This window comes from Microbulbifer agarilyticus, from assembly GCF_019800665.1.
Taxonomy (GTDB): Bacteria; Pseudomonadota; Gammaproteobacteria; order Pseudomonadales; family Cellvibrionaceae; genus Microbulbifer; species Microbulbifer agarilyticus_C.
The window spans coordinates 42,339-61,622 of sequence record NZ_JAHVKO010000007.1; the positions used below are offsets into that span (position 1 = coordinate 42,339).

A 19,284-nucleotide genomic window follows, 5' to 3' on the forward strand; every position below is an offset into this window, starting at 1 on the left:
ACGAGCCAAAACCGCCTTCTTCAGGTGGATAAAGTTTGACCATAAATAGTGTTGCTTCGCGTTTCCAGCTTTTGAATGTGTAATGAATCGATGAACAAAAATACAGCACGCAGCTTATTTATTGGAGCTGTGGTAATTGCCCTTGTTAGCGTTGTAAGCGTCGTAGTGTCCGCAAAAGACAGCGATGGAGACGGCCGAAAGGATCCCCGTGACAACTGCCCATATGAAGCCAACGCCAGTCAGGAGGACATGGATGGTGATGGGCAGGGGGATATATGTGATATCGACATCGATGGCGATGGCTTTATCAATGAGCATGAGATTATCGCCGAGACAGACCCTAAGGATGCTAGTTCGAAACCGGATCCCAGTGCGGATGACGACCGCGACGGTATCCCAAACAAAGATGACCGTTGCCCAGCGTCGCCCATTGGGCGGAGTGTCGATGTCCAGGGCTGTGCAGTTGTCGGTGTCACCGAGATGTTGGATGACTATAGCGATGAAATTGCTCTAAACGCGCCGCATACCGAGCCAATGATTCCCAAGTGGGGGTTTGGTTATATGCAGTCAGGATGGGGCGAAGAGGATTTTGGTTATGACAGCCAGGAAGGATTTCTTGACCATGCTCGCGCATTGAGGGGGATCGAAAATCGCTACGGGAGTCACCGCTACCCCGCAGATGTCATGGTGCTGGACATGTATTGGACCGGCAAGGAATGGAGCTGGCCCGGAAATATGACGTGGGACTTAAACAAGTTTCCCGATCCTGAGGGCCTGATTGACTCGCTTCACGAAATGAATTTTAAGCTCATGATGAACTATCACGAGGGCGGATTCGGGGAAGAGTGGTTGGCGCAGCTCCAGCGTGATCTTGACTATGGTGTGGATATTGTCTGGCTGGATTTTTGGCGAGCCGATTCTCAGTATGAAAAGCGCGTGTGGGAGTTATTGCGCAATCATCACGGAGAAGACAAGCGCATCATGTTTATGGCCCGCCACTACGCGCGGCCGAATCACCACAATCAGGAATCGATTCTAGGTGGCGACTATATGCGTACACCTAATGAGGAATCCCTGGAAAAAGCCATGCCCATCCACTGGACCGGCGACGTGCTGGGGGACTGGAAAGGCTTTGCTGAAACGATTGAGGCCATTGTTCATAGCGATGATGGTGCGCCGGGCGGCTGGTCTTATTTGCATGCAGATACACCGGGGCATACCAAGGGAGAAGACCCCGAACTCGCGTTGCGTTGGATGCAGTTTTCCGACTTCACTACGTCTACACGCAATCATGGTACTACCGCGCGAGATGTATGGTCTTGGGGCGATCAGGTAGAAAAACTGAGTTATCAGTCGCGCATGCTGCGTTACCGCTTGTTGCCCTACATTTACACCTACAGCTGGCATATATGGCAAGACGCCATGCCATTGACACGGCCACTGCGCCTGGCTTACCCCGGGGAAGCCGACGAAAACCGCTATGTGTATCTTTTTGGCGAGGAGATCCTGGTGGCGCCGGTGTACAAGTCCGCTGTTTCTTTTCCTGGGGAGAAAATGGATGTTTATCTTCCGAAGGGCAATGGATCACAGTGGGTGGATTACTGGACCCATCAAGTGTACGAAGGCGGGCAAACGATTCAGGTTGATGCCAGTATGGATATTCACCCGAATATCCCATTATTTGTAAAGCGCGGGGCTATTATTCCGATGGGGCCGGAAATTTTCCATATTGATCCAGCGGTGCATGCGGATCCGATTACGTTGGACATTTACCCCAAAGAACGGGGGGAATCTTCATTTACTCTGTACGATGATGACGGTGAAACCCTGGGGTATCAAAGGGGCGAGCAAAGCTTTTCACGGATTTCAGTAGTCTCCAGTGATAAACAGTTGGAAATCGTGGTCGGGGCGCATAAGGGGGGATACGCCGGCAAGCCAAAAAAACATAACTATAGGGTGAAACTTAATCTGATAGAGCGTGACTTCCAGCCGCCAGAGTTGAATGGAGATTCGTTGCCTGCGCTGGTTGATATTGACTCAGAAAATCCGCGGGGTTGGCTCTACGATAAAGAAAACAAGATTATGTGGGTAAAATTTTCAAGCGCTGCTGATCAAGAAAATCGTATTGTGCTCCAAAATATTTAGTAACCACATAGTAGAGTCATAAAAAAGCCGGCGATAAACGCCGGCTTTTTTGTGCTTGGAAGTTGGGTATAGGAAGTTACTGTTGAGCTTCCTTAACCCCCATTTCCTCAAGCAGGTTATGGGCGTTGTCGACCTTGTCCATCACCCACAGCATGTATTCCACGTCGACGTGGATTGCGCGGGTATTGTCGTTGAAGTCCCAGTCGGCGTTGATGCTGTCGTAGGTTCCGTCAAATACCAGGCCGATGAATTCGCCTTTGCCGTTCATGGTGGCAGAACCGGAGTTGCCGCCGGTGATGTCCACGGTGGTGAGGAAGTTCACCGGCACGGAATCGAGGTTTTCATCGTGGTAGTCACCGTAGTCCTTGTTTTTGATGGCATCCAGCAGTGCCTGCGGAGAATCAAACGGATCTTCGCCGGTGTACTTGGCTTCGATACCGCGCAGGGTGGTGAAGGGCACAAAGCCGTCTTTGCCATCGTTGCCATCGGCCGCGCCTTTCACGGTTCCGGCGGGCGGCGTGTAGCCTTTCACCAGACCGTAGGTCAGGCGCAGTGAGCTATTCGCATCCGGGTATACCGGCTTGCCCTGTTCCTGATAGTAGGAAATCAGCAGGTCCATAAACTGCGGGCGAATCTTGGCAAAGGCGCCGGTCAGTGCTTTGTTCTTTTTCTCTAGCGCCATGCGGTCATCGAAGGTAGCGACGGCCAGCTGAATAAACGGATCGTCACTTGCGCGGAACTCTTCCGGCGATTTATCCATCCAGGCCAGACGGGTATCGGTGTCGGTGAGGCCGGTTTTTTCATACATGGCAGACAGTTTGTTCTGCAACGCTTCGCCGCTCAGCTCACCACCGAAGAAGGTATCAAAGCTCTCGATACGCTGATCTTGCGGCAGCGCGTTGTAGCGCTCGAGGAAGTAGGTCCATACGGCTTGGTCTACCGACGGCTCGAAGTTGCGCTCGATACGCTTCATGCTCTCGCCAAAGCGGGTCATGTCACGTTCCTGGTAGCCCGGTTCACGATCTGCGTCCGCTTTTTGCTTTTCCTGGCTCAGGCGGTAAAGGCGCTGCGCACTGCTCAGCATTGCGGAGCGGTTCATGTAGTTGAGCAGCAGGTCGCGCTCTTGGGTGGACTGCTTTTCGGTGATCAGGTTGTTCAGATCGTTGATTACCGAAGCGTACTGCTTGCGCTCTTCGGGCTTTTCACCGATCCAGTTCTGCAGGTCCTTCTCCAGCTTTTGCTTGCGCGTCAGCAGGTCGCTGCGGTTGTAGCCTTCCATCATGCCGGTGAAGTTCTTGGAGTAGTTGTTCAGGCCGGCAACCAGGCTTGCGTATTTCAACGCAGCGTCTTTGTTGTTTTCGGTCGCGTTACCGATCACTTCAGACCACTCTGCCAGTACCTTCTGCATGGTGGGGTAGTACCAGGTGAAGTTATTGCTCACTTCTTCGGCGGTGCGGTAGCGGTTGGTGCGGCCGGGGTAGCCGGCAACCATCACGAAATCGCCTTCCTGAGGCCCTTCGGTCGCCACGGTCAGGTGGTGCTTGGGCTTAAACGGCACATTGTCTTTGGAGAAGTCCGCTGGCTTGCCATCGGGGCCGACGTAAGCGCGCAGGAATGCGTAATCGCCGGTGTGGCGCGGCCACATCCAGTTATCGATATCACCGCCGAATTTACCGATGGAAGAGGCTGGGGCGTGTACCAGGCGTACATCGCGGATGGCCAGCTGCTTGATCAGGTAGTAGCTGGCACCGCCGTAGTAGCTGTAAACCTCACAGCGGTGGCCGGGGTCGGATTCGCACGCGGCAACCAGTGCTTTTTCCGCATCTTCAATGGCTTTGAAGCGGGTGGCGCCGTCCATGGTGTCGTCGAGCTTGCTCTTGATCTTGTCGGTAACGTCGTCCATTTCCACGGTAACGTAGATGCGCGAACCCGGTGCCGCAGGGACTTCTTCTTCCAGGCTCTTGGCCAGGAAGCCGTTGGCCAGAAGATCATTGTCTTCGGTGGAGTTGTAGGAAATGGAGCCGTAGGCGCAGTGATGGTTGGTTGCTACCAGCCCTTGGGGGGACACGAACGAGGCGGAGCAGCCGCCGAGGCTGACCACAGCATTCATCGGGAACTTGGTCAGGTCGGTCATGGTGCTAGGGTCCAGCTCCAGTCCCAGTTCTTCCAGCTTGTTGCCCAGTTCAGGCAACTGGCGGGGCATCCACATGCCCTCGGTTGAAACCGCTGCGGTGCTGCTGGCCGGCTGCGCCTCAGTAGTGGCGGCAGGCTTTTTGACGGCAGCTTGGGTGCTGGCTTCCGTGTTGGTGTCATCTGCGGGTTTGCCGCAGGCGGTAAGCAGGGCGATGGTAAGCGCCAGTCCAAATTTTTGTGTGGACGCGTTTATTTTCACTGTTATTCCTTCAAAAAATTTTTAAGGGCTGCTGCAAACGTGTACCGGGGATCTTCCTGGATGCACGCGCATTGGCCGAATAGTCGGCCGCGCCTTGATGTTGTCACATAACTGCGGCGGCAAAAAGCTTCCTGCGATCAAAGGAGGTTCCACCGGGGCAGGTCTCAGACAGTGTAGAATCCACGGGAAAAGAAGTTGTGTGAAATAGGGGACGTGATGCTTGAGAAGCAGGATCTGATCGATATTGCCCGTACCGAGATGCCGTTCGGGAAATATGCGGGAAGGTTGTTAATTGATCTACCTGAGGAATATTTGCTCTGGTTCGCGAAGAAAGAGTTTCCCAATGGACGTCTCGGACAGCTGATGGCGTTGACGCTGGAAATAAAAATTGAAGGGCTGGAAGGTCTGGTGAAACCCCTGAAAAGACAATGAGTTCCAGCAGGTATACCCGCGGGAACTCATTATTTGGATTCGCTTAGTATTGCATGCGGTTAGCGATAAACCCGACGACCGTAGCGGTCATAGTAATAGCGTCTTTTTTTCTGGCGGTCGTACAACCAACCACCGGCACCGCCGATCGCAGCGCCCACCGCTGCACCACCGGCATCACCCGTGATGAGGGCACCGGTTACTGCGCCAACCCCAATACCGGTGCCCACGCGGCGATCGGTATCACTCATGCTGGCGCAGCCAGCGGTCGTCAAAGTCAGTGCCAGGGCGGAAGCCACGCCGGCACGTCTTAACATCTGTAACTGCATAAATACTCCGCTTGCAATTGCTCGGACATCGCTCGGGGAGTGTATGGTCCGCACTAGCCGCTCCCAATGACGCCGCAAGGGAAAATTACACGTCGGGATAAAAATGAGAAAAAAGTGTGGGGGCTCTTTTGGCGATCCTAAACTGGTATCAGTCCCGGGAAGACTCCCCCATCGCGAGACGAGGTGGAGTGCCAAGAAAAAGCGGTCCGTAACGAAGACTGGACATGACCGGAAATACGCCCACAGCGGGTGACCACTGGTTTGAAACATTGATTTCAGCGAGAGTAAGAGCGGGAAGTTTCAGTCAGCTTGATTGGGAAAATGGGGCAAGGCGGTCGACAGAGTTCGGCCGCTTTTCCGTTGTGGCGGTAGCCAAATACTGTCGAAGTACGGCGAGGTAGCGCGGGCTTCTCCTTCTCTACATTTTAGTGGCACACCTTTCTTTTTTAGAAATAAATTCTTCTGTTAGCCATTTCAAAGGTCGATTTTTACGCCATTAGCGGTGGCGAAGTTGTGACATATCTCCCACTGGTGACTTAACGCGCTGGCCACATGCGCCAAAAACGGGGTATGGTAAAAAAGTAATGACATCGCTGTCATTTTTTCTGGATAAAATGACAGCGATGTCATTGTGTGGGCTGCAGACCGCACACATACGAGGTACCTGTTCAAGAAGTTATTGAATAACGAACAAGTTAGAAGTACCGGCATTGCTGTTGAATGCCGTTCCACCAAGGGCAGCGATGCCCGTTGCGGTTTAACGGAAACAGCCTTTCGCTGCCCTGGTTGATAGATCCTTACCCATAAAATAACGACAAGGTGAATATCGATGAAAGGGCTAACCCCAAGCCACTGGCGCCGTGCAATGCTTGCATTTGGTCTCGCCAGCTCTTCTGCAATCGCCGCGCCCGGCGCTCCCACCATTGACTGGATGGAAACCAGCTTCGCCATTATTGAAGTGGATGAAGCCGCGACCGCCTATGAGCAACTGGTAACCATCAACGACTACGCCGAAGTACCGGTAGCCTGGTCCAAGTGGTCGGGTGATCCCGCGACCACCGCGCAGTACCTGCTCAATGGACAGGTTGTTCTGGAGCAAAGCGTCAGTGGTGGCGACACCCAGACCGGCACTGCAACTCTGCAAGTGGCCGAAGGTGGTCAATACTCTCTGCAAGTCGCGCTGTGTAACGACGATGGCTGTGCAACTTCCGCAGCGACCGACATTGTGGTTGCCGATACAGACGGTAGCCACCTCGACCCGATTACCGTTACGGCGGGTGAGAACAACCAGCCTTACACCAACTCCACTAACTCCGTTGTGGGAACTTACTTTGTGGAGTGGGGCGTTTACGGACGCAAGTTCTCCGTAGACATGATGCCTTCCTACAACCTGACCCATCTCATTTACGGTTTTATCCCCATTTGTGGTGGCGACGGCATCAACGACAGCCTGAAAGAAATTGAAGGTTCGTTCCAAGCGTTGCAGCGTTCTTGCTCCGGCCGTGAAGACTTCAAGGTTTCCCTGCACGATCCTTTTGCCGCGCTGCAAAAATCTCAGGCGGACCAGACTTTCTCCGATCCGTACAAAGGCAACTTCGGCCAGCTGATGGCGCTGAAGCAGGCTTACCCGGATCTGAAAATCTTGCCGTCCATTGGTGGCTGGACCCTGTCTGACCCCTTCTATTTCTTCAATGATGCCGCCAAGCGTAAAACCTTTGTGGATTCCGTTGAGGAATTTATCCGCACCTGGAAATTCTTCGATGGTGTGGATATCGACTGGGAATACCCAGGTGGCCAGGGCGCGAACCCGACTCTGGGTGACCCCGCCATCGATGGTGAAACCTATCGCCTGCTGATGCGTGACCTGCGTGCCATGCTCGATAACCTTGAGCAGGAAACTGGTCGTACCTACGAGCTGACCTCTGCAATTGGTGCGGGTTACGACAAAGTTGAAGATGTGGATTATCTCGCTGTACAGCAGTACATGGATTACTTCTTCGTGATGACTTACGACTTCTACGGTGGTTGGAGCAACGAAGTACTGGGTCACCAGACTGCACTGTATGCGCCAACCTGGCGCTCCGACGACGCTTACAACACCCACAACGGTATCCAGAACCTGCTGGGCCTGGGTGTTGACCCCGGTAAGCTGGTTGTTGGTGCGGCGATGTATGGCCGTGGCTGGACCGGTGTTTCTGGCTGGAACGGTAACGACCATATGACCGGCACCGCCACTGGTATGGTGAATGGTACTTGGGAAGACGGCGTTGTGGATTACCGCGATATCGTTTCTCGCATCGCCACCGGTGAGTGGGAGGAGTACTACGATACCACCGCTGAAGCGCCTTATATCTTCAAGCCGAGTACCGGTGACCTGATTACCTACGATAACCATCGCTCGGTAATGGCGAAAGGTGCCTACGTTCAGTCCAATAACCTGGCTGGTCTGTTCTCCTGGGAAATCGATGCGGACAATGGCGACATCATGAACGCCATGCACGAGAGCTTGGGCCACGGTGATGGCTTCGGTAATCGCGCTCCGGTTGCGCGTGCCGGCGTCGACCAGAGTGTGGACAGTGGTGCAAGCGTAACCCTGGATGGCAGCACTTCCAGTGACCTGGATAACGACTCGCTAACGTATAGCTGGGTACAGGTTTCCGGTACCAGCGTAACCCTGCAAAATGCCAGCAGCGCTTCTGCGAGCTTTACCGCTCCTGCGGTAAGTTCCGACGAAGAGCTGGTGTTCTCGTTGACCGTTTCCGATGGTGAGGCTTCTGATTCCGATCAGGTTTCGGTGACCGTTGTTGCGGACCAACCGAATCAGGCACCCAGTGCCGATGCAGGCGCGGACCAGATGGTAACCACTCCGGCTACCGTTACTCTGAACGGCAGCGCCTCCAGCGACCCGGATGGTGATGCACTGACCTACAGCTGGGTACAGGTTGCCGGTAGCAGCGTAACCCTGAGCGACGCTTCCAGCGCAACACCGACCTTCTCCGCGGCAGAAGTCAGCGCGGAACAGGAGCTGGTGTTTGAGCTGAATGTGAACGACGGCAGCCTCAGTGACGCAACCCCGGATCAGGTGAGCATCTTCTTGTTGCCAGCCGATGCCAACACGCCGCCGCAAGTTTCTGCCCCGGCGCAGGTGACCATTCAGGAAGGCGCCAGTGATTCCATCACCGCAACCGGCAGCGACGCCGACGGCGATGCACTGACCTACACCTGGAGCGGTATGGCCAGCGGTTCCGGTGACACCATCACCGTTACTGCTCCGCAGGTAGAAGCGGATACCAACTTCACCCTGACCGTTACCGTGAGTGATGGTATTGCCTCTGCGAGTGCGGACGTCACCGTGACCGTTACCAATGTGATTGTGGATGGTGGCTGTAGCTCTACCGATCCGAACGCGGGTAACGTTCCTGCCTGGCAATCTGGCAGCACTTATTTGGGTGGCGATCAGGTGAGTCACGAGCAGCTGGTATGGCAGGCCAAGTACTGGACTCAGCAGGAGCCCGGTTTCAGCTCCGCCGACTGGCAGCTGGTCAGTGACATTGAAGTACCCTGGAACGCCAGCACGGCCTATAACGGCGGTGACGAAGTAAACCACGAAGGCAAGCGTTACCGTGCCAAGTGGTGGACGCAGGGCCAGGATCCGAGCACTTCTTCCGACTGGGAAGAGATCGGCGATGCGAGCTGCAATTGATCAAGAGGTTTCGCGTTAATGCGAAATGATTGAGCAGTAAAGGAAAAGCCCCGGTATTTACCGGGGCTTTTTTATTGGGTGTAGGCCATAGCTCTGTGAGCTACGTGCGATGAGGGCGTTACAGCGGGAAGCGGATCACCACGCCGCCCATGGTTTCACCCAGCTCGAAATCGGTACGCGGGCTATCCACATGTTCGTTGTGGCAGCTGACACATGCGGGAGATACTGCGACGTCCGGGTATACCGCGGTAAAGTATTCGGTATCACCCAGGGTTTCGGTACCGTAGAAGTTTTGCCCGGGGTTGTCGTTGATAAATTGCAGACCTTCTTTTTCGAGATCGGTGCGGGGCTTGTTTTGTTTGTTTATGGCCCACTGGGAGAGCAGGGCATAGTTAAAGCCGGAGTCCATTTCGGCAACGCGCTCGGCACCCATACGCATCATTTGCGCGGGTAGGGGCAGGGCCTTGCTGTCTTTCCAGTGTTCGTCAGCTTTGATCACCTGTTCTTCGTTGGCCAGCCGGTTGACCACGAAATTGGTGTAGCTGGCTCTGTCCGCCTCAATGACTGCGAAGATGGCATCCGCCATGCGCTCGGGTGCTACACCACTTTTCTCGCCGCATCCTGCTAGAACAGCGCCGGCCATCATTACGGAAACTAATTTACGCATCTTCCCCTCCTGTTGGGATTATCGAGTGGTCTGGATTCGGGCAATTCGCTCGCGGATCAATTCAAAGGTCTTGTGATCCGTATTTGGAGCGCGGTTAAAGTTATTCTCGACGAGTGCTTCGTCGGCCAGTGCCGCCACGGCAAATTCAACACCGTGACAATTGAGGCATACCGGCAGCATTTTTTCGTTCGGGCGCAGGTTGTGATTCTGGTTGTGATTTACCAGTATCTGCCCCTTGTGCTCTTCCCGTGGCAGGTGACAGTTGGCGCAGCTAACACCTGCGGGTTGTTGCTGGTCCCATAGACGGAAGTGATCGGAATCTTGGTAGGCGAGGCTGTGGTTGTCGTTATGACAGCTCAGGCATGCATCCACTTCTGCTACACGGGTATCCAGGTCGTGTGGGTTGTGGCAGCTGGCACAGTTGAGTTCCTTGGCCATCTCAATGACCCCTGCCTTCATGGGAATTTGTGCATCCCCCGCAGACATCGGTTGCTGGACGGAGAGACTCGCTGACAGGCGCATACCGTGTTTGCCCTGACTGAACTGTTTCAGTTGACGGCTGTGGCAGTCGCCACAAACGCTGACCACTTCTGCGCTGGTTAGCTCCGCTTCACCATTGATATGGCAGGCATTGCAGTTGGTACCCGTTGCGGCGTGGGTAGAGTGTGCCCAGGCTTCGGCTGCAGACTGCATCGATGAATTGTCGTGAATGTTGGCTTTGCTAAAGTCCGCGTCGGCTAGCTTGAGCGCTTTTGTTTCCGGGTTTTCCTGTTGCCACTTGGCGAGGAGGGAGCGCATGGGCAATTGCGCCTCCGCGACGAGTGCGGGGTGATCGATCCGCTCGGCCAGGAACTCTTCATACAGGTAGCGGTTGTCGTGGTAGTTGTGACAACCAGCACTGGCACAGGTCTCAAAACCGAAGTCCTCGTGATTGGGGCGGTTTTCTGCAATGTCGCTGTGGCAGTGAAAGCAAAAGTCTCCGGCGAGAGTAACGCCCATTTCGTGCGTGATTTCCGGCTTGTGCTCCGTGTGACAGCTAATGCACTGGCGTGCATCCAAATGGGCAAGCAGCCCAGCGTTGCGAGGGTCTAAAAACTTGCTGCGGGGGTGGCTGTCATTCGCCATTTCCAGCTCTTCACTATGACAATTGACACAGGCACCCTGGATAAACGTTTGCCCGGCAAACCCATCTCCATGGCAGGTGGAGCAGGACATTTCAATCTGGTGGTGGCCATGGGTCGCATCGCCACTCAGGAAATAGGATTTGTCCGAGGCCTGCAGGTTGTAGGTAATAAACGCCGCGCCCAACAGCGTTACGATCAGGCCGTAATGCCAGAATTTGAATTTATAGTTTTTCATTTAGAAGTAGTACACGGCAAGAATATGGTAGAAGAGCAGCACCGGGAGTGCCCATAGCAGGGCGTAGTGCACGCGCGACCACCACTTGCGGTGCTCACGGAGTTTTATGTCGGTCCAATGGTGGTTGCGGGCCATAAATACCCCAACCAGTGACCCGGTACAGGTTGCCGCAAGAAACACCAGCATAAGTGCAAGGTTCAGGTTTTCTCCCAGGCGGAAGCCCGTGTGCACAACGAGCACCAGCAGGGCGGCAAAGCCAATCAGGCTGTGGATGTATCGCCAGTGGTCCAGGTGCCCAGCTTTTATCTTTTGCCAGCGCTTGCGCAGGGAAAGACTGGCGGTCATGACGCAGAGTGCCAGCAAGGTGTAGCCGCTGACCTGCTTCCAGAAATTGTCGTACCACAGTTTTTTCAGATACCAGCTCACTTGTACACTGTCGGAAAGCGGTGGGGGTGGCGAGAAGGCTGCGATGGCAATAAGCACCAGCGACAGGATGGAAATCACCAGAATCCCCCGGGCGTGGCGCATCACCAGATTGGGAGCAGGAATGTCCAGCAGCTCTGCCATCAGCGGTCGGCAGCTGCCGCAGGCAGAGCCAGCGTTGGTCTTTATCTCGAGGTCCTGCAAATTGCGCTTGCCGCCGGCGATCGCTGTACAGAGTTCACCCTTGCTGACGCCATTACACTGGCATACCAGATAACTGTCCGGTTGCTGTTTGAGGGTCTGTTCGCGGGTCTCCTGCCAGAGGTTGCCCTGCTCACAAAAGCTTTCCAGTTGCAGCTCTGACACGTCTTCGCCATCTGCAATGGCTTGTTTCAGGGAATGGGATTCCTCCCATGCACCCACAACGACCGCACCGATGAGTTTGCCTTTGCGGACATACAGCTCCCGGCACAGGCCCCTGAAGCGGTTCTCAAAGGTGAGTACGCGCAAATTCGGATCGTTGGAACTGTTAGTGCTACCAATAAGGAAGCATGGAATGTGGGAAATCTTGAGCTGGATGTCATTACTGCTGCCCTGATAGGGCGGCAGTGCTCGCGCCTGGTCCGTGGTTGCGCACACATGGCGGCTACAGATTTCCGCCTGTTCGAAACCCGGGCGTACCAGCTGATATAGCTGTTCGTTGTACTCGGCGCATTCGCCGACCGCATAGATGTCGGGGTCACTGGTCAGTAGGTAAGGGGAAACCAAAACACCGCGTTTGGTATCGAGCCCGCACTTTTCAGCAAGGGTGGTTTCAGGTTTTATACCCGTACACAGGACGACACCGTCCGCATCAATGGTTTCTCCACTTGACAGCACAATGCGCTCTACCGCGTCCTTGCCGGAACATTCCTCCAGCTGGGCGCCTGCGAGTACTTCTACTTGCAGGGCTGACAGCGCGGCACTGAGATAGCTCTCTGCGGTATCAGAGAGGCGGTTGCCGAGCAAACCGCCCCGCGCAAGCAGTACGACGCGATTGTTGCTTGTTTTTAGCGCTGCGGCGGTCTCCAACCCCAGGGCGCCAGCGCCTACCACTACGATGGTGTTGGCGGTCTGCCGTAGTTCGATCAGGGTTTGTGCATCTTCCAAACTGCGAAAGCTGATGATGTTGTCGAGGTGCACACCGGGTATTTCTGGGCGTGCAGCGACAGACCCGGTGGCGAGAATCAGTTTGGTGTAGGGGAGTTGCTGGCCTTGGTCATCGATGATCCGCTTGTTTTGGCGGTCAATGTCGATGATTTTGCGGTTGTGGAATTCCGCCAGACGAGGGTGCGGGGCGTGGGTAACCGGGTTGTTGAGTTCGGATTGTTCCAGGTTGTCGGCAAGATACTGAGAAAGGCGGACCCGGTTGTACGGTTCGCCTTCTTCATCACCCACTAGTACTACCTGCGCATCAGAACTGTAATCCAGTAATCGCTGTGCGCAGCGAACGCCAACAGGGCCCGCGCCGACCACAACAAAAGTCGGGTAGCTCAGATCGCTGGTGTGTGCACCAGTCGTATTTTCTTGGTTCTGGCTTTCACAAAGCCCGGAAACCGCTTCGGTCACAATTGCCTCCCGAGTACTACCGCACTACCGCATCACAGGTTGTGTATGGGTTGCTCTCGAGCCATTTGGGCGCTCGATTATTATTTTTCTATATCGTTATGCTTATATTTATCGTTCTCATTTGACGCACGTTCAACTAATGTTGGTCGCGAGGAGCCGGCTCTGGCTACGGGGGGTTAGCTGGGGTTGTAGAGCGTATAGAGCTCTTTTTCTTCCAGTGACACGCGTCGGGTGAGGGCCTCGCCGATTTGCTCGTAGTCGCTTTTGAAGCGAATGAGCTCTTCTCGTGACAGCGTGCCGCGGGAGTAGCGTTTACAGAACTGGATTACCGCATTGGCAATGTCGTTCATGTCGGTGCGGAAATCTTTGACGATCTGGAGCGTGTGTCTGTCGTTGACGAGAGACTGTTCCAGATACACATAGAAACTGACGTTTTCCTTGATCAGGTGTGCCTGAAAAGTGGATTTGAAAACGTTCAATAACTCGGAAAGCTGGCGAAAATTCTGTTTTTCAAAACCTTCGGACCAGATGCGCTGGAAAATATTTACCAGCTCATGGTGGTCATTTTTTAAAGACAGGATGAGCGAAGGATCGTACTTGATCGTGCGACGGCCACTTGTACCACTCGCATCTTTCTCGGTGTCTTTATTATCGCGGGACTTGCTGGAAAAAAGTCCGAACATGGGAAGGCCTTTCTAATTGTCTAATTGGTACGCTTGTAGCAATTAAATTCTCCATACATCTATATAAGGAGTAATTTATTCTCAAGGCGCAATATTAAACTTATTTCTTAGAATAATGTTTCCTTATCCTGCTCAATATGTGAGGTGCGTCACACTTATTGTGCGGTCCGAAAATCCATGTTTTGGTTGGGTTGCGAAGAGGGCACCTGCTTGGTACGCGGGTACAAAAAAACCCGGCATTTGCCGGGTTTTTTTGTGCGAGATTCCGTTCGGAATTAACGCTTGTCGAGATCCACGTAGTCGCGTGCGGTGTAGCCAGTGTACAGCTGACGCGGACGACCGATCTTGTAAGGGTTGGAAATCATTTCGTTCCAGTGCGCGATCCAGCCAGCGGTACGGCCGGTAGCGAAAATCACGGTGAACATATCGGTAGGGATACCGATCGCCTTCATGATAATACCGGAGTAGAAGTCTACGTTCGGGTACAGCTTCTTCTCTACGAAGTACTCGTCTTCCAGTGCGATCTTTTCCAGCTTCTTGGCGATACGCAGCAGTGGATCGTTCTCAGCACCCATCGCACCCAGAACTTCGTCACAGATGCCCTGCATTACGCGGGAGCGTGGGTCGAAGTTCTTGTATACGCGGTGGCCGAAGCCCATCAGGCGGAACGGATCGTTCTTGTCTTTGGCCTTGGCAACGTACTCGTCGATACGGCTCTCGTCGCCGATCTCCTGCAGCATGTTCAGTACGGCTTCGTTGGCGCCGCCGTGTGCCGGGCCCCACAGGGTGGCAATACCAGAAGAGATACACGCGAACGGGTTGGCACCGGAGGAGCCAGCCAGGCGTACAGTAGAGGTAGAAGCGTTCTGTTCATGGTCTGCGTGCAGCAGGAAGATCACGTCCATGGCTTTTGCCACGATCGGATCGATCTTGCTCGGCTCACAAGGGTTGCCGAACATCATGTGCAGGAAGTTCTCGGAGTAGCTCAGGCTGTTGTCCGGGTACATGAACGGCTGGCCTTTGCTGTGCTTGTAGCACATCGCGGCCAGGGTTGGCATCTTGGCGATCAGGCGATCCGCAGAGATTTTGCGGTGCTCCGGATCGGTGATGTCCAGGGAATCGTGGTAGAAGGAGGCCAGAGCGCCGACAACACCACACATCATTGCCATCGGGTGCGCGTCGTAGCGGAAGCCTTTAAAGAAGTTAACCAGAGACTCGTGAACCATGGTGTGGTTCATGATGCTGTCAACGTACTCTTTCTTCTGCTCTGCATTTGGCAGTTCGCCATTCATCAGCAGGTAGCAGGTTTCCAGGTAATCGGATTTGTCCGCCAGTTGCTCGATGGGGTAGCCGCGGTGCAGCAGAACGCCCTTGGCGCCATCGATGTAGGTGATTTTGGATTCGCAGGAGGCGGTGGACATGAAGCCCGGGTCGTAGGTAAACAGGCCTTTGCTGGCCAGGCTGCTGACGTCAACAACGTCGGGACCGGCAGTGCCAGAGTAGACTGGCAGGTCGAATGGGGCGTCGATACCGTCGACCGCGAGTTGAGCTTTCTTGTCAGACATTGTGGACTCCTAAAAACTATTCTTTCGCCAGCTTTCTTATTTCCACACAAATTGCTGAAGTGGATTCAGTAATTCACGGCCCTGAGATGGGCGAAATCCGCGCTTTTCCGTGATCACATTTTATAAAGCGTTGTGTATCGCGGACGTTTCTGCTGCGCAGGCATAACCCGGAAAGTGCCGGATTCTGCGGGCTCGGACGGCCTTCGTTGGCTACATCCAGACGCGGATATGGGGCTAGCGGGCTTTTGAGCGCGGCCAAACTTAAGTGTCGCGCCTCAAATTGTCAAACCAAATTGCGGTGGCCAGTCGGTTCCGCGGCCGCAGGATCTTCCGTGGTAGATCGGAGTGGCAGGGAAATTGCCTGTCTGAAAGGGCGATATGGCATGTAAATTTCGGTATCACCCCGGCCGGTTGAATCGCGCGCTTCATACTTTGGTCGGCTGGGTGGCGCTGAAAGCAACTGGTACAAAGCCGTCCGTGCCGACTTTCGGTTCGTTGTGTTTTGATATGCGAATGCCTATAATCCGCGCGGCTTGCGCCTTGGTAAGGCCACTTTGTACAAGACCTCTACAGGTTGACTGGAAAGTGATCAGCAAGCTCGCCCGGTATGTAGAGAATTAGCGGGCGCCCCGTCTTTCAGGGTAACAAGGTGTTTTTCCTGTGAACAAGAACAGACCTGTCAATTTAGACATTTCTACTATTAAGCTCCCTGTACCAGCGTTGGTATCCATTCTGCACCGTATTTCCGGTGTGGTGCTTTTCGCTGTGGTTGCACTTTTGTTGTGCATGCTGGACTCCAGTCTGGAATCTGAGCAGGGTTTCCAAAAAGTAGCAGACTTTTTTACCAGTGTTCCAGCCAAGCTTTTGCTGTGGGCATCACTGGCTGCACTTATTTACCACCTGATCGCAGGTGTGCGTCACCTGATTATGGATCTGGGTGTGGGTGAAAGCCTCGAAGGCGGTCGCCGCGGTGCCACCCTGGTGCTGGTGCTTTCTGTTGTGCTCATTCTGCTGGCGGGGGTTCTGATATGGTAAAGGCAGTTACTGGTTTTGGTCGTAGCGGCCTCTACGACTGGTTTGTTCAACGCGTTACCGCCGTGGTGCTGGTTGCGTACACCCTCTTTATAGTGGGTTTCATTTTTCTTTCCAAAGATTTTGGCTACGAAAGCTGGTCTGCGCTGTTCGAACAGCGTTGGGTTCGCGTATTCAGCCTGGTTGCTCTCATCTCCACAATTGCTCACGCCTGGATCGGTCTCTGGTCTGTGGTAACTGACTACATCACCAACCGTATGATGGGTGGCAAAGCGACCGTCCTGCGGATTTTGGTTGAAGTGTTGTTGGGTGCTGTTGCCGTGTTCTACGCGGTGTGGGGCATCGAAATTCTGTGGGGTGTATAAGTTATGTCGAATATGCGAACAATAACCTTTGACGGCATCGTAATTGGTGGCGGCGGCGCGGGCATGCGCGCTGCGCTGCAGATGGCTCAGTCTGGTTTCAAGACTGCGGTTATTACTAAAGTATTTCCTACCCGTTCTCACACGGTTTCCGCTCAGGGTGGTATTACCTGTGCTATTGCCAGCGACGACCCCAATGACGATTGGCGCTGGCACATGTTCGATACCGTCAAGGGCTCCGACTACATCGGTGACCAGGACGCGATCGAATATATGTGTTCCGTAGGCCCCGAAGCGGTGTTCGAACTTGAGCACATGGGCCTGCCGTTCTCCCGTACTAAAGAAGGCCGTATCTATCAGCGTCCTTTCGGTGGTCAGTCCAAAGACTTCGGTCGCGGTGGCCAGGCTGCACGTACCTGTGCGGCGGCGGACCGTACTGGCCACGCTCTGCTGCACACCCTGTATCAGGGCAACATCAAGAACAACACCGTATTCCTCAACGAGTGGTTCGCGGTAGACCTGGTGAAGAACCAGGACGGCGCTGTTGTCGGCGTAATCGCGATGAACATCGAAGATGGTGAGATCGTTTACGTTAAGTCCAAGGCGACCGTTCTCGCGACCGGTGGTGCTGGCCGTATCTTTGCCTCTACTACTAATGCACACATCAATACTGGTGACGGCATCGGTATGGCGCTGCGTGCAGACATTCCTGTCCAGGACATGGAATTCTGGCAGTTCCACCCGACCGGTATCCACGGTGCCGGTGTACTGGTGACCGAAGGTTGTCGTGGTGAAGGTGGTTACCTCGTCAATAAAGACGGCGAGCGCTTTATGGAGCGTTACGCTCCGAACGCGAAAGACCTGGCAGGCCGCGACGTTGTTGCACGCTCCATGGTTCTGGAAATCCTCGACGGCCGCGGCTGTGGCCCGGATGGCGACCATGTATTCCTGAAGCTGGATCACCTGGGTGAGAAAACCCTGAACGCCAAGCTGCCGGGCATCCTCGAGCTGTCCCGTACCTTCGCGCACGCTGATCCGGTTCAGGTGCCGATTCCGGTTGTTCCGACCTGTCACTACATGATGGGTGGTCTGGCGACCAACATTCACGGTCAGGTGCTGACCCAGGATGCTTCCGGTAACGATCACGTGATCGACGGTATCTATGGTTGTGGTGAAGTTGCCTGTGTATCCGTGCACGGCGCCAACCGTCTGGGCGGCAACTCGCTGCTGGACCTGGTGGTATTCGGCCGCGCCTCTGGCCTGTTCATCGAAAAAGCCCTGCGTGAAGGTATCGAGCACCGCGAAGCGAGCGACTCTGACCTGGAAGCAGCGATGGGCCGCCTGAACCGCCTGGAAACCAAGAACGACGGCGAAAAAGCAGCCGACCTGCGTAAAGAACTGCAGAACGTAATGCAGAACCACTTCGGTGTATTCCGTCGCGGCGACTTCATGGCCGAAGGTGTGAAGAAGCTGGAAGATCTGCGCGCACGTATCGAAAATGTTCGCCTGGACGACAAGAGCCGTGCGTTCAACACCGCACGTATCGAAGCGCTGGAACTGCAAAACCTGCTGGAAGTGGCCGAGGCGACTGCGATTGCCGCAGAGACTCGTACCGAAAGCCGCGGTGCCCACGCACGCGAAGACTTCCAAGAGCGCGACGACGAGAACTGGCTGTGCCACTCCATGTTCTTCCCTGCGGAGAAGCGTGTTGGCAAGCGTGCCGTTAACTTTGCGCCCAACACCGTAGAAGCTTTCGAACCGAAAGCGCGTACCTACTAATTCGGGAGCGGAAAGACCATGTTGAAAGTAAGCATCTACCGTTACAACCCGGAAACCGATTCTGCACCGTACATGCAGGATTACGAAGTAGACACCCAGGGCAAAGACCTGATGGTGCTGGACGTACTTGAGCTGTTGAAGGCTCAGGACGCGACCCTGGCATTCCGTCGCTCTTGCCGTGAAGGTGTGTGCGGTTCCGACGGCATGAACATCTCGGGCAAGAACGGTCTTGCTTGTATCATGCCGCTGTCTGAAGCTGCGCCGAAAGGCAAGCTGGTACTGCGCCCGCTGCCGGGTCTGCCGGTTATCCGCGACCTGGTTGTGGATATGGAGCAGTTCTACACCCAGTACAAGAAAATCGAACCTTACCTGCAGAATGACACTCCGGCTCCGGCCATTGAGCGTCTGCAGTCTCCGGAAGATCGTGCAAAACTGGATGGCCTCTACGAGTGTATTCTCTGTGCCTGTTGTTCCACGTCTTGTCCTTCTTTCTGGTGGAACCCGGACAAGTTCATCGGCCCGGCGGGCCTGTTGCAGGCGTACCGCTTCCTGGCGGATAGCCGCGACACCGCGACCGACGAGCGCCTGGGTAAACTGGACGATCCGTTCAGCGTTTTCCGCTGCCACGGTATCCAAAACTGTGTCAATGTTTGTCCTAAGGGCCTGAATCCAACTCGGGCAATCGGACATATCCGCAATATGTTGATAACCCGCGCCGTATAACGGTTGCCCCGGTAACGGGGAGTGGGTTTCCCACCAAAAATATAAGCACAATTAGGCCGACAGCAGCGCAGGTGTCAGGTCTATA

14 protein-coding genes are annotated in these 19,284 nt (G+C 54.5%); 7 read left to right on the top strand and 7 right to left on the bottom strand.

Annotated elements, in window-relative coordinates; all coding sequences use genetic code 11:
• The first annotated feature begins 90 nt into the window (after nt 1-90).
• On the top strand, nt 91-2,145 hold the full coding sequence (locus KUV22_RS15720) for a TIM-barrel domain-containing protein (protein WP_222232695.1): 2,055 nt from the start codon (nt 91-93) through the stop codon (nt 2,143-2,145).
• Nucleotides 2,146-2,221: 76 nt separating this feature from the next.
• On the opposite strand, the gene KUV22_RS15725 is transcribed toward KUV22_RS15720, so the two are convergent.
• Nucleotides 2,222-4,537, bottom strand: a complete 2,316-nt coding sequence (locus tag KUV22_RS15725) for a S46 family peptidase (RefSeq protein WP_222232697.1) — start codon at nt 4,535-4,537, stop codon at nt 2,222-2,224.
• Nucleotides 4,538-4,753: 216 nt separating this feature from the next.
• On the opposite strand from KUV22_RS15725, the gene KUV22_RS15730 reads away from it, so the two are divergent.
• Entirely contained in the window at nt 4,754-4,969 is a 216-nt protein-coding gene (locus tag KUV22_RS15730; protein ID WP_222232699.1) for a DUF3820 family protein, read from the top strand.
• A 59-nt stretch (nt 4,970-5,028) separates the two neighbouring features.
• Here KUV22_RS15730 and KUV22_RS15735 read toward each other — a convergent pair whose 3' ends face one another.
• Nucleotides 5,029-5,295, bottom strand: a complete 267-nt coding sequence (locus KUV22_RS15735; protein WP_222232701.1) for a glycine zipper domain-containing protein — start codon at nt 5,293-5,295, stop codon at nt 5,029-5,031.
• Nucleotides 5,296-6,124: 829 nt separating this feature from the next.
• Between KUV22_RS15735 and KUV22_RS15740 the strand changes: the two genes are divergently transcribed.
• Nucleotides 6,125-8,998 (top strand): glycosyl hydrolase family 18 protein, encoded by a 2,874-nt coding sequence (locus KUV22_RS15740; RefSeq protein WP_261319625.1) that lies wholly within the window; start codon nt 6,125-6,127, stop codon nt 8,996-8,998.
• Between the two features lie 118 nt (nt 8,999-9,116).
• Here KUV22_RS15740 and KUV22_RS15745 read toward each other — a convergent pair whose 3' ends face one another.
• From KUV22_RS15745 to gltA, 5 genes are all read right to left on the bottom strand, one after another.
• Complete coding sequence (locus KUV22_RS15745) at nt 9,117-9,665, bottom strand: Tll0287-like domain-containing protein (protein WP_222232703.1); 549 nt, start codon at nt 9,663-9,665, stop codon at nt 9,117-9,119.
• A gap of 18 nt (nt 9,666-9,683) precedes the next feature.
• Entirely contained in the window at nt 9,684-11,024 is a 1,341-nt protein-coding gene (locus KUV22_RS15750) for a cytochrome c3 family protein (protein WP_222232705.1), read from the bottom strand.
• The gene (locus KUV22_RS15755) at nt 11,025-13,055 is read right to left on the bottom strand and encodes an FAD-dependent oxidoreductase (RefSeq protein WP_222232706.1); all 2,031 of its coding nucleotides are present in this window, start codon (nt 13,053-13,055) and stop codon (nt 11,025-11,027) included.
• A 176-nt stretch (nt 13,056-13,231) separates the two neighbouring features.
• The gene (locus KUV22_RS15760; protein WP_222232707.1) at nt 13,232-13,738 is read right to left on the bottom strand and encodes a hemerythrin domain-containing protein; all 507 of its coding nucleotides are present in this window, start codon (nt 13,736-13,738) and stop codon (nt 13,232-13,234) included.
• A gap of 275 nt (nt 13,739-14,013) precedes the next feature.
• Entirely contained in the window at nt 14,014-15,303 is a 1,290-nt protein-coding gene (gltA, locus tag KUV22_RS15765) for a citrate synthase (protein WP_222232708.1), read from the bottom strand.
• A gap of 660 nt (nt 15,304-15,963) precedes the next feature.
• Here gltA and sdhC point away from each other — a divergent pair.
• From sdhC to KUV22_RS15785, 4 genes are read left to right on the top strand one after another with little or no spacing between them, the layout of a single operon-like run.
• Entirely contained in the window at nt 15,964-16,338 is a 375-nt protein-coding gene (gene sdhC, locus KUV22_RS15770; RefSeq protein WP_222232709.1) for a succinate dehydrogenase, cytochrome b556 subunit, read from the top strand.
• Nucleotides 16,332-16,700 (top strand): succinate dehydrogenase, hydrophobic membrane anchor protein, encoded by a 369-nt coding sequence (gene sdhD / locus KUV22_RS15775; RefSeq protein WP_010131892.1) that lies wholly within the window; start codon nt 16,332-16,334, stop codon nt 16,698-16,700. Before sdhC ends, sdhD begins: the two co-directional genes overlap by 7 nt.
• A gap of 3 nt (nt 16,701-16,703) precedes the next feature.
• The gene (sdhA, locus tag KUV22_RS15780; protein ID WP_222232710.1) at nt 16,704-18,476 is read left to right on the top strand and encodes a succinate dehydrogenase flavoprotein subunit; all 1,773 of its coding nucleotides are present in this window, start codon (nt 16,704-16,706) and stop codon (nt 18,474-18,476) included.
• Between the two features lie 18 nt (nt 18,477-18,494).
• Complete coding sequence (locus KUV22_RS15785; protein ID WP_010131890.1) at nt 18,495-19,199, top strand: succinate dehydrogenase iron-sulfur subunit; 705 nt, start codon at nt 18,495-18,497, stop codon at nt 19,197-19,199.
• The last annotated feature ends 85 nt before the right edge of the window (nt 19,200-19,284 follow it).

Bases quoted from the DNA above. Each gene is read 5' to 3' on its own strand.
- KUV22_RS15745 (WP_222232703.1), bottom strand. From the start codon at position 9,665: ATGCGTAAATTAGTTTCCGTAATGATGGCCGGCGCTGTTCTAGCAGGA.
- KUV22_RS15785 (WP_010131890.1), top strand. From the start codon at position 18,495: ATGTTGAAAGTAAGCATCTACCGTTACAACCCGGAAACCGATTCTGCA.
- KUV22_RS15760 (WP_222232707.1), bottom strand. From the start codon at position 13,738: ATGTTCGGACTTTTTTCCAGCAAGTCCCGCGATAATAAAGACACCGAG.
- KUV22_RS15720 (WP_222232695.1), top strand. From the start codon at position 91: ATGAACAAAAATACAGCACGCAGCTTATTTATTGGAGCTGTGGTAATT.
- sdhD (WP_010131892.1), top strand. From the start codon at position 16,332: ATGGTAAAGGCAGTTACTGGTTTTGGTCGTAGCGGCCTCTACGACTGG.
- KUV22_RS15740 (WP_261319625.1), top strand. From the start codon at position 6,125: ATGAAAGGGCTAACCCCAAGCCACTGGCGCCGTGCAATGCTTGCATTT.
- sdhA (WP_222232710.1), top strand. From the start codon at position 16,704: ATGTCGAATATGCGAACAATAACCTTTGACGGCATCGTAATTGGTGGC.
- KUV22_RS15750 (WP_222232705.1), bottom strand. From the start codon at position 11,024: ATGAAAAACTATAAATTCAAATTCTGGCATTACGGCCTGATCGTAACG.
- KUV22_RS15735 (WP_222232701.1), bottom strand. From the start codon at position 5,295: ATGCAGTTACAGATGTTAAGACGTGCCGGCGTGGCTTCCGCCCTGGCA.
- KUV22_RS15730 (WP_222232699.1), top strand. From the start codon at position 4,754: ATGCTTGAGAAGCAGGATCTGATCGATATTGCCCGTACCGAGATGCCG.
- gltA (WP_222232708.1), bottom strand. From the start codon at position 15,303: ATGTCTGACAAGAAAGCTCAACTCGCGGTCGACGGTATCGACGCCCCA.